Below are 21,606 nucleotides of genomic sequence, written 5' to 3'. Positions count from 1 at the left end.
TCTGGGCCCTCTTTTGCTTGATGGTAGGCTACGCCCAGGGACTCTCTACTCTGGTGGGGGACTATCTTAAGGAGTCGGGGCATTGCTTTGCTTGGACACTCTTCATTTATATCGTAACTTATTCATCGGACTTGATATAACATCAAATTTTTAACCCTCTGCATATCGGAATCATGGGAAACCAGAATCAGATTATGGGCGATCGCCGTTGCCGCAATTAAAATATCCGCATCTTCCATCGGCTCTCCCTTGCGTCTTAAATTGGCATGAATTTCCACAGCTTTCTGGAAAATATTGAGGTTATCCAAATACAACAGAGGAATGCGTTCGCACAAAATCTCTAAATTTGCCAACTGCCGAGTGGCATTAATATACAAAAGTCCTCTTTTAACTTCATAGTAACTTACGGCACTCATATAAATCTTTGCACCTTGACCTTCGATATACCGTAATCGAGTCACTACCCTCGAATTTCTCTTCACCAGTGCAGTAATAATATTCGTATCGAGCAAATAACCCAATCCGATTATCTCCCGGCAACTGCCGCATCAAATTGTGCTATTTCTTCTGGTGTCAGTGTATCTAACATACCATAAACTAATTCCGTTGCCATCAAGAGATCGACTCGGCGAAGTAACTCTTGTTCTTCTAGCAATAAAATGCTATCGCGATCGACACTTTCAAAGACATTCAACAACATCTCCGTAATTTTCTGTCGATCCAGTTGCTCCCGAAAACAAGAATTCTCATCCATTAATTTTTGAACGATATTGGAGAGTTCGCAGAATCTCATAACGGCGAAAGGGATTTTTTAACCCTTCTTTCTGAACCAAGTCAACCTCACGCCCAAAGAGCAGTTTCAGTTCATCTTTCATGGTGATAATATCCCATAAACTCCATCCTTCATCCGCGCCAAACGTCACCAAAACATCCACATCGCTGTCTGGGCGAAAGTCCTGACGCAGAATCGAACCAAACAGGCAAAATTCGATAATATTCCATTTTTGACAAAAATCGGCGATCGCCTCTAAAGACACCTCAAGATTAGACTGCCACATCCTTCCACCTCCAGCCTACCCTAAAGCCAATCTTCCAACCTCAAATCCTCAACCCTCCGCATATCCGAATCATGGGAAACCAGAATCTGATTCTGGGCGATCGCCGTTGCCGCAATTAAAATATCTGCATCTTCCATTGGCTCTCCTTTCCGTTTTAAGTTGGCATGAATTTGTGCGGCTCTCTCGAAAATTGCCAGATCGCCAACGATATAATAAATTATTAATTATTAATTGTTGAATGACCTTCCACTGCGGCATCAAAAATAGCCATCTGTTCTGGCGTTAGGTCGTTCAACGTTCCCGCAACAGCCTCTGTCACCATTATCCGTTCGACTCGCTCTGTCAATTCCGACTCATCCACAGAACAAAGCTCCTGGGTATCCACTTGTGCCAATAGGTTAGAAAAGATGCTCATCACTTCATCTTTTTCTAATCGCTCTCTGAACTTCTCGTTTTCTTGAAATAGGCGATCGACGATCGCAGAAATTCGACCGATTGCAACATCTTGTGCTTGAAAAACTTGGGTCATAACCTTCTCTCCTACAATATTGGCAGACCATAGATATTATAACTTCCAGAAGTCCTCCTCCAATAAAGCTATAATCAAGCTAATCGTACTTGCAGGTTAGCGATCGATGACACAACAACCCATAGAAATAGAAGGAACTTGGGAAGAAATTATGGCCCATTCAGCCCAACTCGCTGGATGTAGCGTGCACGTGACGGTACTTTCCCATCCACCTCAAACCCCATCTTCAGAAAAACCCTCCTCATTTCGTCCAGCTTCCGGCCATTCCTTATTAAGACATGCAGGAACCTGGGCCGGTAATGACTTGGAAGAGTGCTTAGAGAGCGTGTACGAAACCCGCAGCCCTCTAGAATTTTAATCATGTATCTACTCGACACCAATCATTGTAGCCGCATTATTCAGGGAGATAGGGCCGTAATCAACCGCATTATTGAGGTGGGGGAATCATAAGTTGCCACCTGTGTCATCGTTCAGGGTGAATTGCTCTACATGGCCTATAAGTCGGAACAAAAAGCTAGAAATCTGGCGCAGATAAACCTGTTTCTCGAAGATATTCGCATTTATCGCATTGATGAAGTGACTGCCAATATTTATGCTGAGTTTAAGGCAGAAATTTTAGAGTATTTTGGCCCTAAAGAGAGAAATAAGCGTAGAAAAATCAGGATCGAAAACTTGGGAATTGGCGAAAATGACTTGTGGATTGTGGCGATCGCCTTACGCAACGGATTAACCCTTGTTTCAGAAGACAGGGATTTTCAACGGATGCAAGCAGTGAAAGCACTACCCTTAGAATCCTGGTTGGCAAACTGATAAAATTGAGACAACAGACAAAACTCAATAATATTCCATGTCTAGCAAAAATCGGCGATCGCCCCCTTTCCTCCTCCAGTAAGGCTATAATCAACCTAATCGTGCTTGTAGGTTGGCGATCGATGAGGTCGTTATGGGATATCTCACCATCATTAGCGAAACCGGTTTTCCTCATTCTGTATGTTGGTTTGAGTACAACAGTAGATCGGAATGGTATGCCTTTAAACCTAAAATCCCTAAATTCCCCCTGTATCCTGGGTATATCGATCGCTCCAATAGAACTCGCTACATCAAACACTTAGTCAAATTTGAAATTTATGACTCCGACTTAGAGCAAGCGATCGACCAGATTTCCAGTAAATACCGAGGCTTAATCTACTGCATTGGTAAAGGCCCTGATTGCATTACCCTATCTGTAGACGTAGCTCAGTGGTGTGGTTTAATTCTCCCACCACCCCCTCATATGATTCCCGGTCATCTCGTATCTAATTTAGCTAAACTCAATCCCAGTTTAGTCCAACAACATTATTAAATGGATTTGAAGTGGAGAGGTGCGATCGCATTCTAGTGGACTGTTTCATCTAATTTGATTCATTATATTTCCTCCGTTGTTGCGCTTTAGCGCTCTGAACATTTTAGGGCTAAAGCCCTACAACAAATTGCAGCTAATGCACTATTTTAGATGAAACAATCCACTAGACTTCGGGATGAACCCGCCCCTATGAACCAAAAACTTGATTTATGATGGGCAAGAATTGACACAACTATAATCGATTAATGGCGGCTAAATCTTCTCTAGAAATCGCTGTAATTTCCCCTAAATTCTGGTTTTGAAACAGGGCAGTAAATGCACCTGCGCCTAGCCCTTGGTGAGGCCAGAGGCGATAGCAAGGAAGATGAGTGAGATGGGATTGGTAATCGAGAAGATGGGGAACAGGGACGGATTGAAAGTGGGGATATTTTTTCAGTAACCACTGACAAATTTGCTCATTTTCTTCGAGGGAATAGGTGCAAGTCATGTAGAGAAGATAGCCTTGAGGAGCGACCAATTGGGCGGCATTGCCGATGATGCGTTTTTGCCGGTTTGCGTTGCGGTTCAGGGTGACTTTATGGAAACATCCGGGGACTTTTTTCTGTTTCAAAAGTAGGGATTGACCGCTACAGGGGGCATCGACGAGGACGAGTTGGAAGGCTTGGGAAAAGTCTTGGGCAAGCAGTTGGGGGTCGAGTTGGGTGGCGATAATGCTTGTCCTCACCTGCTGCTCTGAAAGGTTAGCAACTTGACACCGCCTTAAGTTAGCCATGAGGGTTCCCAGACGCTTACCGACAACTTCATTGCACAGCAGTAAGTCCGGTTGCAGATTATGCCAGGTGAATAAACTTTTACCTCCTGGAGCGGCACAAACATCGATCGCCGTTTTAATATCGGAAAGTTGCAACAGAGGAGATGCTGCAAACACAGAAGAAAAGTCCAGACAATAATAGGCTCCACGATCGTGGGCGGAATGTTTTCCCGGTTGCGCTCCTAAACTGAGTCGATCCACCCGCTCCGGTTGCCAGGGTTGAGGCGGTTCCACGGTAAACGGACGCTCTGAAGGAGGGTCTTCACACCAGAGAATACAGGGATGTAAAGGAGGTGGCTGATCGAACGCTTGGATAAACCGATCTCGCAATGGTGGATCGCTCCAGAGGCGATCGCTAAACTGCTTCAAAAGTTTAGAAGACATCCATAAACAATAAGCAACAACACCTTACAATCTTAAGATGGATTGCTAATCCCAATAAAAATAAAAATCATCCACACTAAATTGTCCATCAAACGCCGAAAAATTAATCCGGTAAATATCAGGTGTCTCTGTTATTAACGTCAACAGGGCATTAGGAGCAATTGAACCCTTCAAGGTAGCCAAATTCGCTTCTGATAACTCGGTATAGGCGATCGCCTCATTCTCTCTATTAAATCCTGTCAACGTAATCCGTCGCGAGCTAGTCACATAACAACTTACAGCCCGAATAGGCTGAGTAAATAGAACTTCCATCCAACCACTTTTGGGGCCAGCAATGAGTACCATGCTTCCTGACTTCGGAGGATAGGCAGGATTTGAGGGTTGAAGGGCGATCGCATTGCGAAACTGGATACCCCAGTGTTCAAACTGGTGGTTAGCCACTTCAAACCCTTGCAAGGTTTCTAAATCCAAATAAATTCCCTTTTCCTCCTCAGCAGAGGACGGTAACCCAGATTCTGTGATATCCGCAGGATTAGACACGGCCGTTGGTTGTTCACTTAAGCGATCAAAGGGATAGATAATCCTCTCGGACGAAGTCTGAGAGCGGCTCACGTACAGATGCCGATTAGATTCTCCAATAGAAACCACAGATTCGACAACCGGAGTTGTTGATACTCTATCAGATAGGCGAAGATGACGCTGAGATTTACCCTGTCGATTCAGTTTTGAGGTCGCCATCTGCTGTGCTGGTGTCATAACTCTCTGTCCCGACAAACTGTCACCTAGAATACTTGATTTTCCGCAAAAACTAGAATGAGGGGTGAAACCCCTCATTCACATTATGTCCTATTTACCCGTTTTTGGCTCCTTAACCGGATTAATGGACTTGATAAAAGGTCACCGCACTATTGCCATAAATCTTTTGGCGAAGAATTTCTAAGCCATCCAGCTTATCTGGAGGAGGGAGTTGGGGGGAATGTTCGACGGCAAGTTCTCCCGTATCACAGAGCAGATGCAGATCGGCGATCGCCTCCAACACAGGCTGATACAATGAACTTTGGTAAGGTGGATCGAAATAAATGCGATCGAAGCTCTCTGCCTCTAAGCGCTGCACCCGCTTCAGCACATCCCCACAAAGCACCTGAAATTGGTCTGCCGATGCCATCTGTTGCCAATTTTGGCGAATCACCCCACAAGCGCGAGAAGACTGCTCAATCCCCACAACCCAACTCGCTCCCCGACAGAGCGCTTCGGCTCCCATCGAACCACTGCCAGCACACAAATCTAACCAGCGACAGCCGGCGATCGAACCTTGCCAAATATTAAATACCGCCTCCCGTACCCGTCCCACTGTTGGGCGAGTCAGAGAACCGGGAAGGGTTTTAATTACACGATTACCATAAATACGCATAAGTAAAAGGTTGCCCTGTCATCTCCCTTACATTAAAACCAATGTCTTAATTTAGCATTGTGCAAACAATTTTTAAGGGTCTATAATTCAGCAGCCAATCATTGTTGGGTAGGCAGGGTCAGAGTTGTTGAAGTTAATAGCTTAAACCGGAGATCGTGTTACCCTACTGAGGTACAAAAGAAAAAAATTGAGGGAGAACACTCAGGTAAGACCGGAGATAAGGGAGTGAGCAGTACGAATTATCAGCCAGAATTAGATCGAGTTCAACGGGAAGTTAATCGGTTATTAGATAGGGCAGAAAGGGCAGCGCATATTTTTAGTTGTTATACGACAGAGCAAGTCCAACAAATTGTTGAGGCAATGGTTCAAGCCGGCAAGGAAAAGGCTGAATTTTATGCTCAATGGTTGGTTAGCGAAACAGGCTACGGTAACGTTGAGGATAATGTAAAAAAAAATCTAGATTGTTCAGTCGGATTGCTGAACCGATATCGCATTGCTGATTTCATCGAGCCTAAGATCGATGAAGACAAGAAAATCATTAGTTTTCCAAAACCCGCAGGAGTCATAGCTGGCTTAATCCCCAGTACCAATCCCGTGATGACAGTCTATTACAAGGCCATTATCAGTATGATGACCCGCAATGCGATTATTTTTTCTCCCCATCCTGCGGCACAACATTGCTCGATTCACGTTGTAGATTGGATGGCAGAAGTTGCTGAACGAGCAGGGGCACCCTCTGGTGCAATTCAGACCATTCGTCAACCGAGCCTTCTAGCACTCAATTCTTTAATGGAATCCCCCCAAATTAGCACAATTCTGGCAACAGGGGGCCCTAAACGAGTCCGTGCGGCTTATAGTTCAGGGAATCCTGCCATGGGTATGGGACCGGGGAATGTGCCCTGTTTTGTACATGAGTCGGCTGATATTGAGAGGGCTGCTGCACAAATTATTGCCAGTAACAGTTTCGACCACGCACTCCCCTGTGTTTGTGAATCGGTGGTGTTGGCCGATCGCACTATTGACTCCCAACTCAAAGAGGCTTTAGGGCGATCGGGAGGGTATTTTGTGACCGATAAGGCCGCCCAAAAACTAAGCAACTATCTGTTTTTGGAGACCGGATTAAATCCTGAAGCGATTGGGAAAAGTGCCCTTTGGATTGCTCAACAAATTGGGTTTTCTGTCCCGAAGGATACTAAAAGTTTGCTCGTCGAAATTGATGCAGTGGGCGATCGCGAACCCCTCAGCCAAGAGAAAATGTTTCCCGTGATGGGGTACATTCAGGTAGATGGCATAGAGGGGGCAATTGAGAGAGCTGTGGCCATGTTGGAGACGATCGGTAAAGGTCACTCTGCGGTGATTCACAGTCAAGATCCGGCGATCGTTGCTCGTTATGCGGCGGCGTTACCCGTCTGCCGGATTTCAGTGAATACCCAAGGGGTTCAAGGCTCCAGTGGCGTGTCCACAAACTTGACCAGAGGACCAGTGATTGGTACGGGATTTTTCGGAGGCAGTTCAGTGGATGATAATATCGGCCCTCAATACCTAATACAGTGGTCTCGTGCAGCTTATCCCGCAGACTCGACTGTTTCTCTACCAGATATGGCAGAGGCGATCGCGCGGGCATCTTCCCGAGAGGCTTAAACTCATGACAACGCTTTCCGGTACGGTGCAAATGAAACGAGTGGGAGAAGGAAACAACATCGCTCTCTTCGTCCTCGATCGCCCAGAAAAAGCGAATGCTTATCATGATGGCATGATTTGCCAGTTCGCAGAACAGTACGCTGAGGCGGCGAGCGATCGCACCATTCGCGCGGCTATTGTGACGGGAGCCGGAGAGAAAGTGTTTTGTGCTGGTGCCGATATTTCCAGTTTAGGCGATCGCTCCTATGCCGATGGATTAAACTTACAGAGCCGGCAGCTTTTTGATAATTGGGCTAATGCGCCCTGGCCAACGATCGCAGCGATTCAAGGGCCTGCCATTGCTGGGGGGTTAGAATTGGCTCTGGCTTGTGATTTTCGCATCTGTAGCCCTTCGAGTTGGTTCTCGCTCCCTGAAGTTGATTTAGGCTTAATTCCGGCTGCTGGGGGAGTTCGTCGGCTGACCAAATTGGTGAACGAAGCGAGGGCAAAAGCGATCGTTCTCTTTGGGCAAAAAGTCGATAGTGCCACCGCCCTACAATGGGGACTGGTTTCTCAAATTAGCGATCGCGTGTGGGAGGACACCCTTGACCTTGCCGAAACTGTGGCTCGGCGAGACCCCCTGGCAATGCACCTCGCTAAACTGGCAATACAATCCGTTCATGGTAGTTTGGGAGATAAAACTGTCGAAGCCGTTGCTCAAGCACTGCTCTACCAGCGAAAAAGAGAGGCACAATAGAGATATCATCATAAAGTTCACAACCCCTCATGCAATCTGCCGTAATTCCTTCCAGATCCCCCAGACTTATTGCGATCGGGACTGCAACTCCTCCACAAAAATACACCCAGACTGAGATCTTAAAAATTTTCAACATCACTAATCCAAAAACTCGCAAAATTTTCAGTAATTCTCATATTAAATCCCGTCACCTTTGTTTACCCAAACCCAACCCAGAGGGTCAGAGGCTGCAAGAAAGCCAAGGTGATTTATTAGAGAAACACAAACAGATTGCGCTCGAGATCGGACAGTCAGCTATCAAAAAAGCCTTAGAAAAAGCGGGACTCAATCCTGAAGATATTGACTATATTAGTGTCGTATCAACTACAGGTTTGCTCTGTCCAAGCCTGAGCGCACTTTACATTAAAGAGATGGGGATGCGTCGGAATGTTCAACGGATTGATATTGTTGGCATGGGTTGCAACGCAGGATTAAATGGTCTTCAACCAGTCGTCAATTTTTGTGCCCTCAATCCAGAGGCAATCGGTCTCCTCCTTTGTGTTGAAGTGTGTTCTGCTATGTATGCAATCGATGATACATTAAATGCAGCAGTGGTCAATTCGTTATTTGGAGATGGTGCAGGTGCGGCGATCGTTTCTGGCCGAGCTTTTCTGGAGTTATCCACTGGGCCCAAAATTCTCGGCTTCAGTTCTCACCTGATTACTGAGGCGATCGATGCAATACGGCTTGATTGGCAAGCAACTCACTATGCCTTATATTTGGATCGACAAATTCCTTATCTTTTGGGACGCAATGTTAAAATCCCCGTAGATCGCTTGCTCGATCGCTTCGATCGCAAACGTCGAGATATTCAGCATTGGGTGATTCATTCCGGGGGTCGCAAGGTGATCGATTCGATCAAATATGCTTTAAATATTACCGAGCATGATGTGCGCCATACCACCCATATCCTGGAAAATTATGGTAATTTATCGTCAGCTTCTTTTCTCTTCTCTCACGAACGACTATTGCAGGAAGGAGTTGCTCGAAAGGGAGAGTCTGTCATCATGATGACGATGGGACCGGGTTCGACCATTGAATGCTGCTTGGGGGAATTCTAAGGAATGACACAATACACCACATTAAAACTCACTAAACTGGAAACGATCGCCCATATAAACTTGCAATGGTCAGATCCAAGTCAATTGAATGCAGTCTGCTTGTCAGAATTGATCGTATTAATGAACGATCTCGAAGATGACGAGACTTGTCAACTCATCATATTTTGGGGATTGAATACTCAGCAATCTCAGATCGCAATACCACCTGCATTTGACGATTGTAGCAAATGGGAAAAAGTTCTCCGGCGACTAGAAGGATTTGCGGGGGCATCCATCGCGGCGATCGATGGCTATTGTACCCGGTTTTACTTTCAACTTGCTCTTGCTTGCGATTATCGAGTCTCGACGGCGCGATCGCTCTTTCAAATGCCAGAAGTTAAAGAAGGGTATTTACCGGGAATGGGAGTGTTCCGATTGGCAAAATATACTGGAATTGGCGTTGCTCGTCGCTTGTTGTTTACTGGCGCTCAATTTTCTGTTGAAGAGGCGATCGCACTGGGAATTGTCGATCTCGCCTGTGAAACGACTGCATTGGAACAGACCATTGAAGAGGTTCAGCAGGCGTTGATGCCCATTCACCCTCAAGTATTACAAAATACCCGTAGACTCCTCAATGAATCTTTTGCCACGTCTTATGAAGATGCGATCGGACATTATTTAGCTGTACAGGATCTATGCCTGTCTCAATTGTCAGACAGAACATAACCTATTCCCCATTCCCTATTCCCTAGCGCGCAGCGCTATAATTTATGATTCCTTATCAACAAATGTTTTGCCTTTTAGACTATCGCATTGTCTCCCACTTTACGGAGGCCTGTATTAGCCTTGGGGTATTCGATCATCTTGCCACCCATTCTTTATCTGTATCAGAGTTAGCGGAGCGAAGCGGCACTCATCAGCGATCGCTCCATCGTTGTTTGCGGGGACTCGCTCATTTTGACTTATTCGCGCTCGAACCGGATGCTAATCCTTCTCGGTCTATGGTTTCTCTGACCGACGTTTCACAACATTTAGTCCTGAACTCAGAATTTTCCCTTAGACCCTGGCATCACTTCTGTCAGTTAGCCCAGTCCAGAAAACATGAACAACGACGTACTCTGTGGAAAGAACTATTACAAACGGGCAAAAGTATTTATCAGCTTGGGCGCGATCGCCTCTTCTACGATTACCTACGAGAACATCAGGATTTAGCCGCCGCTTTCGATCGCGCGATGGAATCGATGTCGCGGGTCGAAATTCGGGATATTTTGCAAGGGTTTGACTTTTCTCAATCCCAACAGATTGCTGAAATTGCCGGGGGAAATGGGGCGCTCATTACCGGAATTTTAGAAAAGTACGAAGGTATTCAGGGGCAACTGTTTGATGTTCCCGACACGATCGCTCGTGTCTCTGTTCGACCGCGCTTGCAGGCGATCGGAGTTGATATGCAGGTTACATTGCCCGATATTCCGGGGGATGGCATCCTAAAACGCATTTTGCATTCCTATTCTGATGAACAGGCACTCACGATTCTCACCCATGTCAGGCAAGCCATGCACGCTGGCAACAAGCTATACATTTTTGAACTAATTGAAGATGACCAAGTCCGCAACCCCTATATTGGCATCAAAAACTTGCAGATGTTGTTGGTACATGGCGCACCAGGAGCAAGTGGGGGCCCCGGAGAACGGACTCAATTCGAGTTTGCCTCTTTACTCGAGAGCGCAGGCTTTGAACTGGTTAACATTCAACCCTTGTCATCGATCGACGCAATTGTAGCGGTGTATCCCTAGTCTTCTCCCGGAATCCCTTCAGGATGCCAGATCCGAATCCGCTTCTCTTTTAACGCCTTCTCTTCTTCAAACAAACTCTCAAGTTCTGCTACTTTGGCTTCACCAATTCCGAGCTTGCCCGCCATTTTACGAATCGTCGCTTTTTCTCCGTCACTGTAGTCCCCATCTGCAGCCGAAGCCTGAATTGCCTCATAAACGAGAACATAACGTCCCTTTTTGGCTAAGGGATCGCTGAATACGAGTTTTTCGATATCATCCGTTGTGCCAGTTCCGTTGAAATTTCTCAGTTCATCAATTTGGCTCTCACTCATCTCAGGGTGGTAGGTTGTGGCATGACCAATGACCCAATCCCGTTCGGGTTGTGAGAGTTCTCCATCTCCATTGGCACACAGTAGCAGTGCTTTGTACCAAATTACAGAAGTCTCAGGGGGAAGAGTTTTGGTAATTCCGTAGCGATCGGTTTTAATCCAAGGGGCTGGTCCGTAGGTTTCATACATGGGTAGTATGCTCCATTGACAACTTCATCCGGAGTATATCATTGTTCATTACTCGTTACGCCCCCTCACACTTTTAAGGGAAAATAGAAATTGTTGTATTCGATTGAGGACAATTTCCGGGTGAATTTTCAGTCAGTCATCGCTACCTTAAATCAGTTTTGGGCCGATCGCGGGTGTTTGGTTGTCCAGCCCTATGATACGGAGAAAGGGGCAGGTACGATGAGTCCCCATACGTTTCTGAGGGCGATCGGGCCAGAACCTTGGTCTGTCGCTTATGTCGAACCCTGTCGTCGTCCCACCGACGGACGCTATGGAGAAAATCCTAACCGTTACCAGCACTATTATCAGTATCAAGTGCTGATGAAACCTTCTCCCGATAACATTCAGGATCTTTATCTGGACTCCTTACGGGTTCTCGGTATTCAGCCTGAAGATCACGATATTCGCTTTGTCGAAGATAATTGGGAATCTCCCACCCTAGGCGCTTGGGGAGTCGGTTGGGAAGTTTGGCTCGATGGCATGGAAGTCACCCAATTTACCTATTTTCAGCAATGTGGAGGCATTGATTGTCATCCCGTTGCCATTGAAATCACCTATGGTTTAGAGCGTTTGGCTATGTATCTGCAAAATGTGGAAGCGCTCACCGAAATTCAATGGAGCGATCGCCTCACCTATGGCGATGTTCACCTGCAAGGGGAGATCGAGCAATGCACCTACAATTTTGAAGCCTCTAATCCAGAATTACTCTTTAAGTTATTTGAACTCTATGAACAAGAAGCCACTCAACTGATTGACAAAGGCTTAGTTACTCCCGGTTTAGACTATGTACTTAAATGCTCCCATAGCTTTAATTTACTCGATGCCAGGGGCGTAATCGCTGTAACGGAACGAACGCGCTATATTGGCAGAATCCGTAGTTTAGCCCGCAAGATAGCCCATCTGTATCTGGAGCAACGGGAGAAGTTAGGCTTTCCCTTATCAATTAAAAATTAAAAATGGGGAAAATTCCCTCTCCCACGGGAAAGACATATAGGGAGAGGGCAAGCTTATGGTTTGAAATAACATCGTAATTCCAGGAGTTAGTTAAAGCGATGAAAACTCTATAGCGCTTCGCGCTAGGGAATAGGGAATAGGGAATAGCTTGAAGCCTTAGAACCTAAGCCATACAAGCTATTGCAAAGCAAGCCTATTGCTAGAGTGCCTCAAACCATAACCTCACTGTCCTAATCAACTCTTTCACTGCTATAGCATGTCCAGTTAAACAGTATTCCCCGATTCTCTGTTACCTTATAATTCCCATTGACTCAACTGTTGGGCAACCAAAGAAACAAAAATCTCTGTAGATTCGTAGGGTAAAACATTGCGTCCTGGGATTTTTTTCCCTTCTCCATTGGGCAGATGGGCGAGATATTTAGTCAGCCATTGATCGGCTTTTTCTTGCTTTCCTTCTTTGCTAATGCTGGAGGCTTTTTCACCCACGGCTACGAGAGTGGGTTGGGAAATTTTCCTAATGGCTTCTTGATAATCTCTGCGCCAAAATCCAGCCAGAAAGGAAAACACAGCATGGCGACTAGCGGGGTTTTGAGCGCCAACTTGGAGGGTATCTAACCATTCATCATCCACGTGCTTAGGTTCGCCAAAGAGTTGACGTATGGAAAAGGATTCTAAAAACTGACGACGACGAGCATAACGATAAAACGCTCTACCCAGGGGGGAATCAAAGCCATTCCAGAGGAGACGATTTTGCCAATCAGGACTCGTTTGTGTTATGACTGGCCAAGCCGGTGGAGTAGATAAGACAAGTGCTTTAAGCCAGGAGTGACTATTTTGCTGTTGTGTTAAAGCAATTGCCACAGGAAATAAGGCCCCCTGAACCACCAAAATTACCGGTTGTTGAATCACCGTTTCGATAAAATAGTTAAGTTGCTCCGCCCAATCTTCGGGAGTATAGGCAACTCGCGGCATATCACCTTCACCGCATCCGAGCAAATCTGGATTATAAATCGGTTGGCTATAGCCTTGATCTCGCCACTGAGTAATAAAGCGATCCCAAAACCTACGGGATAATCCCACGCCAATCGGATGGATAAGGAGCAGAGGAGTAGTTTGGGGATCGAATTGCGGTGAAGAACTGACTTCATAGGCACAGCGATAGGTTTTCCAGGTATAATATTGAGTCTCTGAAAGGCTTGCGTGTTTCATGATTGGTTCCGATGATGATTTAAAGTCATGTGTATTCGACACATTCAATCGTTACTCAGATTAAATAAATGTAACAGATTGCCGTAGGGTCAAGGTTTAGGCTGATAAGAGAGGGAAGGATTTCGGGAGTCAATGGGATGATAAGAGTAAACTATCGATCGCGATCCCCTCGTGTGCGAACCTGGGGTTTAATTTTGCGCTATGGTGTAGTGGCGATCGCCATTACCTGTACTGGAACCATTTCCGGATTAGTCAGTGTTTTGGGATCGGGAATTGCCCTCTTGTTAATCACCAGAGGAGAGGAAGGAACCTCAGCCTCAGTATTCACGGGCATTGCCGCTTGGATAGGATGCAGTAGTTTAATCAGCCTCCTAGAAGGCAATAGCCTAGAATTTTTTACCTCCGGTATTACCTCCTTAGTGCTGTTTAGCCTCGGCATTCTCAAATTCTGGAATCTAATCGAACAAATTGAACGCTCAACTTCTCTGTAGATTGATACAATACAGGTATTGCTCCGATCTAACCTTGTCCTGTCAATCTTTAAGGGATAATGACTCAATCCCCCCTTTGTCAATACCTATCTCAATGGGCGAAACTCGAACCCCAACGTTGTCGCCAGCGCAATAGCCGCAGTTTTGAAGTGATCTATCAAGGAGATTGGTACTCTGTTGCTGATTATCCCGGTAGTCATGGCATGATTATTGCGGCAGTTTTGGATAGTTGTCAACAACGACAAATTTCCTGTTCCTTTGAATATGTACCCCAATCTTTAGATACACCGGATAAGCTCCAAATTTCCTGTCAATCCGATCGGGTTATTCAACATCAAGATCCTGAAATTCTGACTAAAATTCCAGAATTTTTACTCGAGCAATATTTGATAGCTCTAAAAGAAAATCAAACCGTTGCCCAATGTTCTTAGATACGCCAGAAACCCGTTTTTTGGGAAAAGCGGGTTTCTAGATCTCCAGACTAGATTTAAGTTTTGACTAAACTTGCACTCAAGCTTTGCAACGTTAAGCGCTCATTTTCTTCATTCACAAAGATCGTATCACCTTCGGTAAATTCACCTCGTAAAATCCCCTTAGCTATCTTGGTTTCTAACTCCCGTTGAATCGCTCGTTTTAAGGGTCTGGCTCCATAAACCGGATCGTAACCAACGGCTGCCAGGAAATCCAGGGCAGTATCTGATAATTTTAGGGCGATTTTCCGCTCTGCTAACCGAGATTCTAAGTGTACTGTTTGCAGTTGCACAATTTCTCGTAGTTGCTCTTTTTTCAACGAGTGGAAAATAATCGTTTCGTCAATGCGATTGAGAAATTCTGGGCGGAATGTGGAACGCAAAGCTTCCATCACTGTAGTTTGCATTTCCTCATAATTATCGTCATTTCCCGCCAGATCTAAGATGTATTGGGAGCCGATATTAGAGGTCATGATAATAATCGTATTTTTGAAATCTACGGTATGCCCTTGCGAGTCTGTAACCCTTCCATCATCAAGGATTTGGAGCATGATGTTGAAGACATCGGCATGGGCTTTTTCAATTTCATCAAAGAGAATGACGGAGTAAGGACGGCGGCGAATGGCTTCCGTTAATTGTCCACCTTCATCATAGCCAACATAACCGGGAGGTGCGCCAATTAATCGGGAAACGGCATGTTTTTCCATATATTCGGACATATCAATCCGAACGAGGGCTTCTTCGGTGTCGAATAGATAGGCCGCGAGGGCTTTTGCCAGTTCAGTTTTTCCGACTCCTGTGGGGCCGAGAAAAATAAAACTGGCAACCGGTCGATTGGGGTCAGATAGACCTGCACGAGACCGTTGAATAGCATCAGAAACGGCAGTTACGGCTTCATGTTGTCCTACGACACGTTGGTGTAGTTCATCCTCTAAATTGAGGAGTTTTTGCATTTCCGATTCTACGAGTTTACTAATGGGTATGCCGGTCCATTTGGAGATGACTTCAGCAATATCTGAGTCAGTTACTTCTTCACGGAGTAGGGATTTGCCCGTAGTTTGCGATTCAGCAAGATGGGTTTCGGCTTCAGTGAGTTGTTTTTGCAGGGTCGTTAGTTTGCCATATTTTAATTCTGCGGCGCGGTTGAGGTCGTAATTACGTTCAGCTTGCTGAATTTCAACGTTGACGCGATCGATTTCTTCTTTTATGTTCTGAAGATTGTCAATCCTGTCTTTTTCTAATTGCCATTGGGAATTGAGGGCATGTTGCTGTTCTTTCAGGTTAGCGAGATCTTTTTCTAAGCGCTCTAATCGTTCTAAGGAAATGAGATCATTTTCTTTTTGTAAGGAAAGACGCTCCATTTCTAGCTGCAAAATTTTGCGGTCAATTTCATCAAGTTCTTCGGGTTTGGAGGTGATTTCCATTTTTAACCGGGCGGCAGCTTCATCGACTAAATCGATCGCCTTATCGGGAAGGAAGCGATCGCTAATATACCGAGTCGATAAGGTAGCGGCTGCCACTAGGGAACTATCGGAAATCTTCACCCCATGATGCACTTCATAGCGTTCCTTGAGTCCGCGTAAAATGGATACCGTATCTTCAACACTGGGTTGATCGACATACACCTGTTGAAAGCGGCGCTCTAAGGCGGCATCTTTTTCAACATACTTGCGGTATTCATCAAGCGTAGTTGCACCAATACAGCGCAATTCTCCCCGTGCTAACATGGGTTTGAGCAGGTTACCGGCATCCATGGCTCCCTGGGTTGCCCCTGCACCGACGACGGTATGAATTTCATCAATAAAGAGAATAACATTACCTTGATAATCCGTAACTTCTTTGAGTACGGCTTTGAGTCGTTCTTCAAATTCGCCCCGATATTTGGCTCCAGCAATGAGTGCGCCTAAGTCTAGAGCAATTAAGGCACGGTCTTTGAGGGACTGGGGCACATCTCCAGCAACGATGCGCTGTGCCAATCCTTCGGCGATCGCCGTTTTTCCGACTCCAGGTTCCCCAATTAACACGGGGTTGTTTTTGGTGCGTCGCGAGAGGATTTGAATGGTGCGGCGAATCTCGTCATCCCGGCCAATCACGGGGTCTAGCTTACCTTGCCGCGCGGCATCGGTCAAGTCTCGGCCATATTTTTCTAGGGCTTCATATTTGCCTTCAGGATTTTGATCGGTCACTTTGTGGGTTCCTCGAATGTCGCGAATGGTTTGCTGGAGTTTGGCTTCATCCAGTTTAAAATCTTTGCACAAGCTTTTACCAAAGCGGTCATCCTGGAGAAAGGCTAGTAAGAGGTGTTCAATGGAAATATAACTATCCTCATACTGATTCTGATAGGTTTGGGCGCGATCGAGCAAGGTATCTAAGGAACGACCAAGATAAACCGATCCTCCCCCTCCCTGGACTTTGGCTTGTCGTTGGAGAAAGGCTTCCGTTTGCTCGCGAAAGGCGGGTAGATTCACCTGGGTTTTGGATAAGATATTGGTGGCTAACCCATTCTGTTCGAGGAGCGCTTTCATTAAGTGTTCGCTTTCGAGTTGCTGATGTTGATAGCTTTTGGCAATATCGGGAGTTTGGGCGATCGCCTGCCACGCTTTTTCTGTAAATTGATTGGGATTATTGGGTTGCATAGTCTCTTCAGATACTTCATTTTAATGCTTTGAGACCATTGTAGAAAAGACTGGATATGCCAGATATTCGGAATTTACGGTGTTTCAGATAGGTATTTCCCACCCCTATTCCATGAATCTAAAAGGTGTTATCAAGGATTGTTAATTGATAAATATAAACGCTGATAGGGTTTTCTTTGCTAGAGAGTTCCATTACCAAATCAATTGAAGATTTAAAACAAATCCGGGTAAAATATCTTCTCCGGATAAGGTGAGAGGATCGTCTAAAATTTGTTTTTCTTGTCCTTGACGATAAATTTCAACTTGACGGTTTTTAGGGTTAATGAGCCAACCTAACCGACAACCATTATCCATATATTCTTGCATTTTTCCTTGTAGAAGTTTTAAGGAATCGCTAGGCGATCGCAGTTCGATCGCAAAATCGGGAGATAAGGGTAAAAATTTAGTCTTTTGTTCTGCGGTTAACGCTTCCCATTTCGCTAAGGGTATCCAAGAAGCATCTGGGGAGTAATCTCCCCCATTAGGAAGGGTAAACCCACCCGATGAATCAAAGACGATTCCTAATTGAGTTTGTCGATTCCATAGGGCTAACTCTAGGTTAAGGTCAGAATTACGCTTACTGGTTTCCCCTCCTGTGGGTGGCATAATGATTAAGTCTCCTTTAGCGGTTCGTTCTAATCTTAAATTACGGTTAGCAGCGCAAAGCTGATAAAATTGTTCATCAGCAATCGGACAGGTTTCTGCGTTATTTAAGACTAATGCTGTCATGGTTTTATCTCCCTAAACCTATCAAAATTTTAACAGATAATTTTGAGCGATCGCCCCGTTGAGGCAAGGGTGCAAGGAGGGAGGGAGCAGAGGGGAAGGATCGCCAGGTGCGATCGCACCCCTCCCTCATTTCCCCAGTGAGATCGCCCCCAACTCTTTCGATGCCAAGACTTAATCAAACGTTACCTAAAGCTATTGACATGGGCAGAGGAGAAGATTACCATTCACAAATCAAGAAACCGGAGAACTAAGTCAAAGTCTCCGAAAAACTGTCAATCAATTTAATGAGGTCATGCATCATGAAGACGAAAAAACTGACTCCAGTAACTGTGGCTCCTGTGAAGCGTGAAAATGTGGCTACTGTTTCTCGTGATGGGAACGCGATCGCACCCCTGGGACCTATGGGAATCGGAAGTACAAGTAGATTTGGATACGATGATTGGAATCGGCCATACGGGAGATTTGCATAACCCAGCGTTTGCAGGTTTACACAACCCTAAATCCTAACCTGGGTGGGAACCCTCACCCCCCCCAAGGAGAAAGGACAAAAACGGGGGAGGTGGGGGAAAAAGGGAGCCTCCTGAGTTAACCGTTCATAACTGCCGTAGTTACTGAAATCGTAAAAGAAAAGTGAAAGTTAATGACTCCAGTTGATGACAGACTTTACTACATTGGCACACACAAAAATGCATTTGATATAGATAACCTTTATCCCCTAGAGCTTTTCGAGCAGTTCGTTACAACAACTGGGAACTGTCTCATCGAATGTTCGGGAAAAATGAAACAAGACCAACTCTATCCGGCTCGTTTCGACCTACAATTCTCAGACCACAAACCTATCGAGAATCTCAACGCTGCCCTCAATTTCTTCAAAACAGTGGAAGCTAGAGTTAATGTCAACCTCAACTACGAACTGCTGCACCAATTTTTGGGCAACGACTTTGATGTTAGCAAAGTCCAAACGATTTTAGCCGGAGTCGATTTGCGCCACGAACTCCCCGAGTCCCGTTTAAAAGTCTTTATTCGCATTGGCGACTATCCCGAAAAAAATTCCCTCGCCCAACAACTGTGTGGAGAGAGTCCGGAACTGCAAAAACTGCTCCGTTCCGATACTTTGCACATCGGATTCGATTTTAATGTAGATGGTCGCAGTGCCATTGAACTTTATCCTGAAGTGACAAAAGAGGAATTTAATCAGCCTAAAACTCGTCAAACCCTAGAAGAAATCCTTTACCCAACCGCTCTCAAACCCTTAGCTATCCCTAACCTGATGGGAATCGGTTTCAGTCGGGCTAACGAAGCCAACGTTCTGTACTACCACATAGAAGATATTCGAGATTTTCTCAGTTACTTCCCCGTCAACGATACAGCCCATCGAGTCCATGATTTTTGTCTGCAACAAGAGGGATCGAAAAAATGTGGGTCGCATTATCCGAATCTGAACTAATAGCTGGACGAATTCAAAACATCAACCTCTATTACAGCCAAGCTTTCATCAGTGAGACAACATACAGTTAGACCATAAGATTACAACCGTTGTGAGTTCTCGGTTTCCCCTTACCTGGCACGGGGGAAAGGGAAGAAAACCGATCGCCTTCTTCGTTTTGTCATCGAGATAACACTCCAAACTTCTGCCCCCCATGCTTAATGAAATCTCACAGAAAGTGCCTACGTAATCATTAACTCGTCCCATAAAAAATGTAAGCGAATAAGCATAACTTACCCTTATTGATAATGTCTCAACTGACAATTCCCGGACTCTCAGACTTACAAAAACGCACCCAGGGCGACTCAGACATTACCGTCGCTATCCTCGATGGAGTCATCGATACAAACCATCCCTGCTTTAACGGCGCAACCCTCAGCCGCCTCCCCACACTCGTCCAGCACCAAGCCACTGCCGGACAAATGTCCACTCACGGCACGCACATCGCCAGCCTGATTTTCGGCCAACCTAACACCGACATCCCCGGCATTGCTCCCAACTGTCGCGGACTCCTCGCTCCCGTCTTTGCCGACGACAACCGCAAACTCTCCCAACTTGACCTTTCCCGCGCCATCGAACAAGCAGCCGAAAACGGTGCACAAGTGATTAATATTAGTGGTGGCTCCCTCACTGACATCGGAGAAGCCGAAGACTGGCTAGAGAGAGCCGTCAGTATGTGCCGCGACAGGAACATTCTCATCGTTGCTGCTGCTGGAAACGACGGCTGCGACTGCCTCCACGTCCCTGCCGCTCTCCCCGCCGTCCTCGCCGTCGGAGCCACCGATGCTAGAGGCCATCCCCTCGACTTCAGCAACTGGGGAGAAACCTACCAAACCCAAGGCATCCTCGCTCCTGGTGAAAGCATTCAAGGAGCCAAACCAGGCGGTGGTACACTCTCCCTCAGCGGTACCAGTTTTGCCGCTCCCATTATTACCGGAATCGCCGCCTTGCTCCTCAGCCTGCAAGTGCAACGGGGAGAAGACCCTAACCCCCAAGCTGTGCGAGAAGCACTGCTCGCCAGCGCTCTTCCCTGCGAGTTGGCGGGAGATGAAAATGGCCGGAAATGTTTAGCAGGCCTGTTAAACATTCCCGGTGCAATCAAACACCTAACAGGAGAAACGATGTCCGAACCATCTGAAACTCTAGAAGCCCAAGCCATAGAACCTCAAGAACTGGTGGAAGCCTCCGGTTGTAGCTGTGGCGGTACGCCAGAACCAGAGGAAGCTCCTATTCAAGCTCAAAAACAAACTGAATTTCCCGAAGTGCTTGCGGCGGAAGTCGCTCCTTCCAACCCTATTTCATCAACAACCATTACAGGAGAATCTATGCCAGAACCAAGCAACCCCATCACCCCTAGCCAGTCGGCCACCCCGGCAAACACTATCGTTTACGCCATCGGCATCCTCGGCTATGACTTCGGCAGCGAAGCCCGTCGGGATACATTCAAGCAACTGATGCCCGCTGTCACCATTGAAAATACTCAGATTCCGGCCAATCCTTACGATGCTCGGCAAATGGTGGATTACCTGGGCGATAACCTCTCGGAAACAAAATCCTTAATCTGGACGCTCAACCTAGAATTAACCCCAGTTTACGCCATCGAACCCGTCGGTTCTTTTTCTCGCGAGGTTTACAGCGTCCTGCAAGAATTTCTCTCCGGACAAGTGCAAGCGGAAGATAGCGCCGAGTACATCGAGCGCGTTAGTATCCCCGGACGCATTACCGGCCGTACCGTGCGCCTGTTCTCCGGTCAAGTGGTTCCGGTTATCGAACCCCAAAGTCCTCGCGGAATGTACGGTTGGCACGTCAACAGCTTAGTGGGTGCTGCCTTAGAAGCAGTTGGAGTCGAACAAAGTGGAGCCGATGAAGGACAAATGCGCCGCACCCTGAGCAGCTTCCTCAACCGCATTTACTACGATTTGCGCAACCTGGGGCAAACCTCCCAAGACCGCGCCCTCAACTTTGCCGCGACTAATGCGTTTCAAGCGGCGCAAACCTTCTCGGAAGCCGTGGGTGTGGGCATGGAACTCGATAGCATTAATGTCAGCAAGAGTCCCTTCTGTCGCATGGATAGCGACTGTTGGGATGTGCAGCTTAAGTTCTTCGACCCAGAAAATAGCCGCCGCGCGAAAAAAGTGTTCCGGTTTACGATTGATGTGAGCGATTTAATTCCGGTGACCTTGGGCGAAGTTCGTTCTTGGTCTTCTCCGTATTAGAGATATCCATCTATCCCGTGTTAGCCTCAAGGCTAACACAACCTCAGCAAGGAGGA

At 46.3% G+C, this 21,606-nt stretch carries 25 protein-coding genes and 1 pseudogene; 14 read left to right on the top strand and 12 right to left on the bottom strand.

Annotation, left to right across the window (positions count from 1 at the left end; all coding sequences use genetic code 11):
* Positions 1–122: 122 nt before the first annotated feature.
* Genes PN466_RS11285 through PN466_RS11265 form a run of 5 tightly spaced genes read right to left on the bottom strand, consistent with a single transcriptional unit; the run spans position 123 to position 1,587 of the window.
* Complete coding sequence (locus PN466_RS11285) at positions 123–512, bottom strand: type II toxin-antitoxin system VapC family toxin (protein WP_271939735.1); 390 nt, start codon at positions 510–512, stop codon at positions 123–125.
* A gap of 14 nt (positions 513–526) precedes the next feature.
* Positions 527–754 (bottom strand): hypothetical protein, encoded by a 228-nt coding sequence (locus tag PN466_RS11280; RefSeq protein ID WP_271939730.1) that lies wholly within the window; start codon positions 752–754, stop codon positions 527–529.
* Positions 747–1,058, bottom strand: a complete 312-nt coding sequence (locus PN466_RS11275) for a nucleotidyltransferase family protein (protein WP_271939729.1) — start codon at positions 1,056–1,058, stop codon at positions 747–749. The genes PN466_RS11280 and PN466_RS11275 overlap by 8 nt, the downstream gene beginning before the upstream one ends.
* 20 nt (positions 1,059–1,078) lie before the next feature.
* The gene (locus PN466_RS11270; RefSeq protein ID WP_271939734.1) at positions 1,079–1,249 is read right to left on the bottom strand and encodes a PIN domain-containing protein; all 171 of its coding nucleotides are present in this window, start codon (positions 1,247–1,249) and stop codon (positions 1,079–1,081) included.
* A 29-nt stretch (positions 1,250–1,278) separates the two neighbouring features.
* Entirely contained in the window at positions 1,279–1,587 is a 309-nt protein-coding gene (locus tag PN466_RS11265) for a hypothetical protein (RefSeq protein ID WP_271939728.1), read from the bottom strand.
* A gap of 106 nt (positions 1,588–1,693) precedes the next feature.
* Between PN466_RS11265 and PN466_RS11260 the strand changes: the two genes are divergently transcribed.
* The 3 genes and pseudogenes from PN466_RS11260 (at position 1,694) to PN466_RS11250 (ending at position 2,929) form a co-directional block, all read left to right on the top strand.
* Entirely contained in the window at positions 1,694–1,945 is a 252-nt protein-coding gene (locus PN466_RS11260) for a hypothetical protein (RefSeq protein ID WP_271939727.1), read from the top strand.
* A 2-nt stretch (positions 1,946–1,947) separates the two neighbouring features.
* A pseudogene (locus PN466_RS11255) lies at positions 1,948–2,397 on the top strand (type II toxin-antitoxin system VapC family toxin).
* A gap of 133 nt (positions 2,398–2,530) precedes the next feature.
* Positions 2,531–2,929: a hypothetical protein gene (locus tag PN466_RS11250; protein WP_271939726.1), complete on the top strand. Its 399-nt coding sequence runs from the start codon at positions 2,531–2,533 to the stop codon at positions 2,927–2,929.
* A gap of 232 nt (positions 2,930–3,161) precedes the next feature.
* Here the strand turns inward: PN466_RS11250 and PN466_RS11245 are convergent, their stop codons facing one another.
* From PN466_RS11245 to rsmD, 3 genes are all read right to left on the bottom strand, one after another.
* Positions 3,162–4,124, bottom strand: a complete 963-nt coding sequence (locus PN466_RS11245; protein WP_271939725.1) for an RsmB/NOP family class I SAM-dependent RNA methyltransferase — start codon at positions 4,122–4,124, stop codon at positions 3,162–3,164.
* 45 nt (positions 4,125–4,169) lie between these two features.
* Positions 4,170–4,880: a hypothetical protein gene (locus tag PN466_RS11240; protein ID WP_271939724.1), complete on the bottom strand. Its 711-nt coding sequence runs from the start codon at positions 4,878–4,880 to the stop codon at positions 4,170–4,172.
* A 121-nt stretch (positions 4,881–5,001) separates the two neighbouring features.
* Positions 5,002–5,535 carry a 16S rRNA (guanine(966)-N(2))-methyltransferase RsmD gene (gene rsmD / locus PN466_RS11235; RefSeq protein WP_271939723.1) on the bottom strand — a complete coding sequence of 178 codons (534 nt, stop codon included), beginning with the start codon at positions 5,533–5,535 and terminating at the stop codon, positions 5,002–5,004.
* Between the two features lie 225 nt (positions 5,536–5,760).
* Here rsmD and PN466_RS11230 point away from each other — a divergent pair, with 225 nt between their 5' ends.
* From PN466_RS11230 to PN466_RS11210, 5 genes are read left to right on the top strand one after another with little or no spacing between them, the layout of a single operon-like run.
* Positions 5,761–7,176, top strand: a complete 1,416-nt coding sequence (locus PN466_RS11230) for an aldehyde dehydrogenase family protein (RefSeq protein ID WP_271939722.1) — start codon at positions 5,761–5,763, stop codon at positions 7,174–7,176.
* 4 nt (positions 7,177–7,180) lie between these two features.
* Complete coding sequence (locus PN466_RS11225; RefSeq protein WP_271939721.1) at positions 7,181–7,912, top strand: enoyl-CoA hydratase/isomerase family protein; 732 nt, start codon at positions 7,181–7,183, stop codon at positions 7,910–7,912.
* 29 nt (positions 7,913–7,941) lie between these two features.
* Positions 7,942–9,012 carry a 3,5-dihydroxyphenylacetyl-CoA synthase DpgA gene (dpgA, locus tag PN466_RS11220; protein WP_271939720.1) on the top strand — a complete coding sequence of 357 codons (1,071 nt, stop codon included), beginning with the start codon at positions 7,942–7,944 and terminating at the stop codon, positions 9,010–9,012.
* Between the two features lie 3 nt (positions 9,013–9,015).
* Positions 9,016–9,717 (top strand): enoyl-CoA hydratase/isomerase family protein, encoded by a 702-nt coding sequence (locus tag PN466_RS11215; RefSeq protein ID WP_271939719.1) that lies wholly within the window; start codon positions 9,016–9,018, stop codon positions 9,715–9,717.
* Positions 9,718–9,761: 44 nt separating this feature from the next.
* Positions 9,762–10,784 carry a methyltransferase gene (locus tag PN466_RS11210; RefSeq protein ID WP_271939718.1) on the top strand — a complete coding sequence of 341 codons (1,023 nt, stop codon included), beginning with the start codon at positions 9,762–9,764 and terminating at the stop codon, positions 10,782–10,784.
* Here PN466_RS11210 and PN466_RS11205 read toward each other — a convergent pair.
* The gene (locus PN466_RS11205; RefSeq protein ID WP_271939717.1) at positions 10,781–11,281 is read right to left on the bottom strand and encodes a TerB family tellurite resistance protein; all 501 of its coding nucleotides are present in this window, start codon (positions 11,279–11,281) and stop codon (positions 10,781–10,783) included. The two genes, PN466_RS11210 and PN466_RS11205, sit on opposite strands and share 4 nt — an antisense overlap.
* Positions 11,282–11,401: 120 nt before the next feature.
* On the opposite strand from PN466_RS11205, the gene glyQ reads away from it, so the two are divergent.
* Entirely contained in the window at positions 11,402–12,274 is an 873-nt protein-coding gene (gene glyQ / locus PN466_RS11200) for a glycine--tRNA ligase subunit alpha (protein WP_271939716.1), read from the top strand.
* 294 nt (positions 12,275–12,568) lie between these two features.
* On the opposite strand, the gene PN466_RS11195 is transcribed toward glyQ, so the two are convergent.
* On the bottom strand, positions 12,569–13,483 hold the full coding sequence (locus tag PN466_RS11195; RefSeq protein WP_271939715.1) for an alpha/beta fold hydrolase: 915 nt from the start codon (positions 13,481–13,483) through the stop codon (positions 12,569–12,571).
* 137 nt (positions 13,484–13,620) lie between these two features.
* Here PN466_RS11195 and PN466_RS11190 point away from each other — a divergent pair, with 137 nt between their 5' ends.
* Positions 13,621–13,974, top strand: coding sequence for a hypothetical protein (locus tag PN466_RS11190; RefSeq protein WP_271939714.1), 354 nt, complete (start codon positions 13,621–13,623; stop codon positions 13,972–13,974).
* Between the two features lie 59 nt (positions 13,975–14,033).
* Positions 14,034–14,405 carry a hypothetical protein gene (locus PN466_RS11185; RefSeq protein ID WP_271939713.1) on the top strand — a complete coding sequence of 124 codons (372 nt, stop codon included), beginning with the start codon at positions 14,034–14,036 and terminating at the stop codon, positions 14,403–14,405.
* 56 nt (positions 14,406–14,461) lie between these two features.
* Here PN466_RS11185 and clpB read toward each other — a convergent pair whose 3' ends face one another.
* Entirely contained in the window at positions 14,462–17,080 is a 2,619-nt protein-coding gene (gene clpB, locus PN466_RS11180; RefSeq protein ID WP_271939712.1) for an ATP-dependent chaperone ClpB, read from the bottom strand.
* A 192-nt stretch (positions 17,081–17,272) separates the two neighbouring features.
* The gene (locus PN466_RS11175; RefSeq protein WP_271939711.1) at positions 17,273–17,848 is read right to left on the bottom strand and encodes a Uma2 family endonuclease; all 576 of its coding nucleotides are present in this window, start codon (positions 17,846–17,848) and stop codon (positions 17,273–17,275) included.
* A 299-nt stretch (positions 17,849–18,147) separates the two neighbouring features.
* Between PN466_RS11175 and PN466_RS11170 the strand changes: the two genes are divergently transcribed.
* The 3 genes from PN466_RS11170 (at position 18,148) to PN466_RS11160 (ending at position 21,550) form a co-directional block, all read left to right on the top strand.
* Positions 18,148–18,318 carry an anacyclamide/piricyclamide family prenylated cyclic peptide gene (locus PN466_RS11170; protein WP_278003063.1) on the top strand — a complete coding sequence of 57 codons (171 nt, stop codon included), beginning with the start codon at positions 18,148–18,150 and terminating at the stop codon, positions 18,316–18,318.
* Between the two features lie 170 nt (positions 18,319–18,488).
* Positions 18,489–19,295 (top strand): LynF/TruF/PatF family peptide O-prenyltransferase, encoded by an 807-nt coding sequence (locus PN466_RS11165; RefSeq protein WP_271939709.1) that lies wholly within the window; start codon positions 18,489–18,491, stop codon positions 19,293–19,295.
* 287 nt (positions 19,296–19,582) lie between these two features.
* The gene (locus tag PN466_RS11160; RefSeq protein ID WP_271939708.1) at positions 19,583–21,550 is read left to right on the top strand and encodes a S8 family peptidase; all 1,968 of its coding nucleotides are present in this window, start codon (positions 19,583–19,585) and stop codon (positions 21,548–21,550) included.
* Positions 21,551–21,606: the final 56 nt, after the last annotated feature.

The sequence above is a fragment of the Roseofilum reptotaenium CS-1145 genome (assembly GCF_028330985.1).
Lineage (GTDB): Bacteria > Cyanobacteriota > Cyanobacteriia > Cyanobacteriales > Desertifilaceae > Roseofilum > Roseofilum reptotaenium.
The sequence above is the reverse complement of the archived record's forward strand: the minus strand, read 5'-3'. Positions and strand labels throughout refer to the sequence as shown.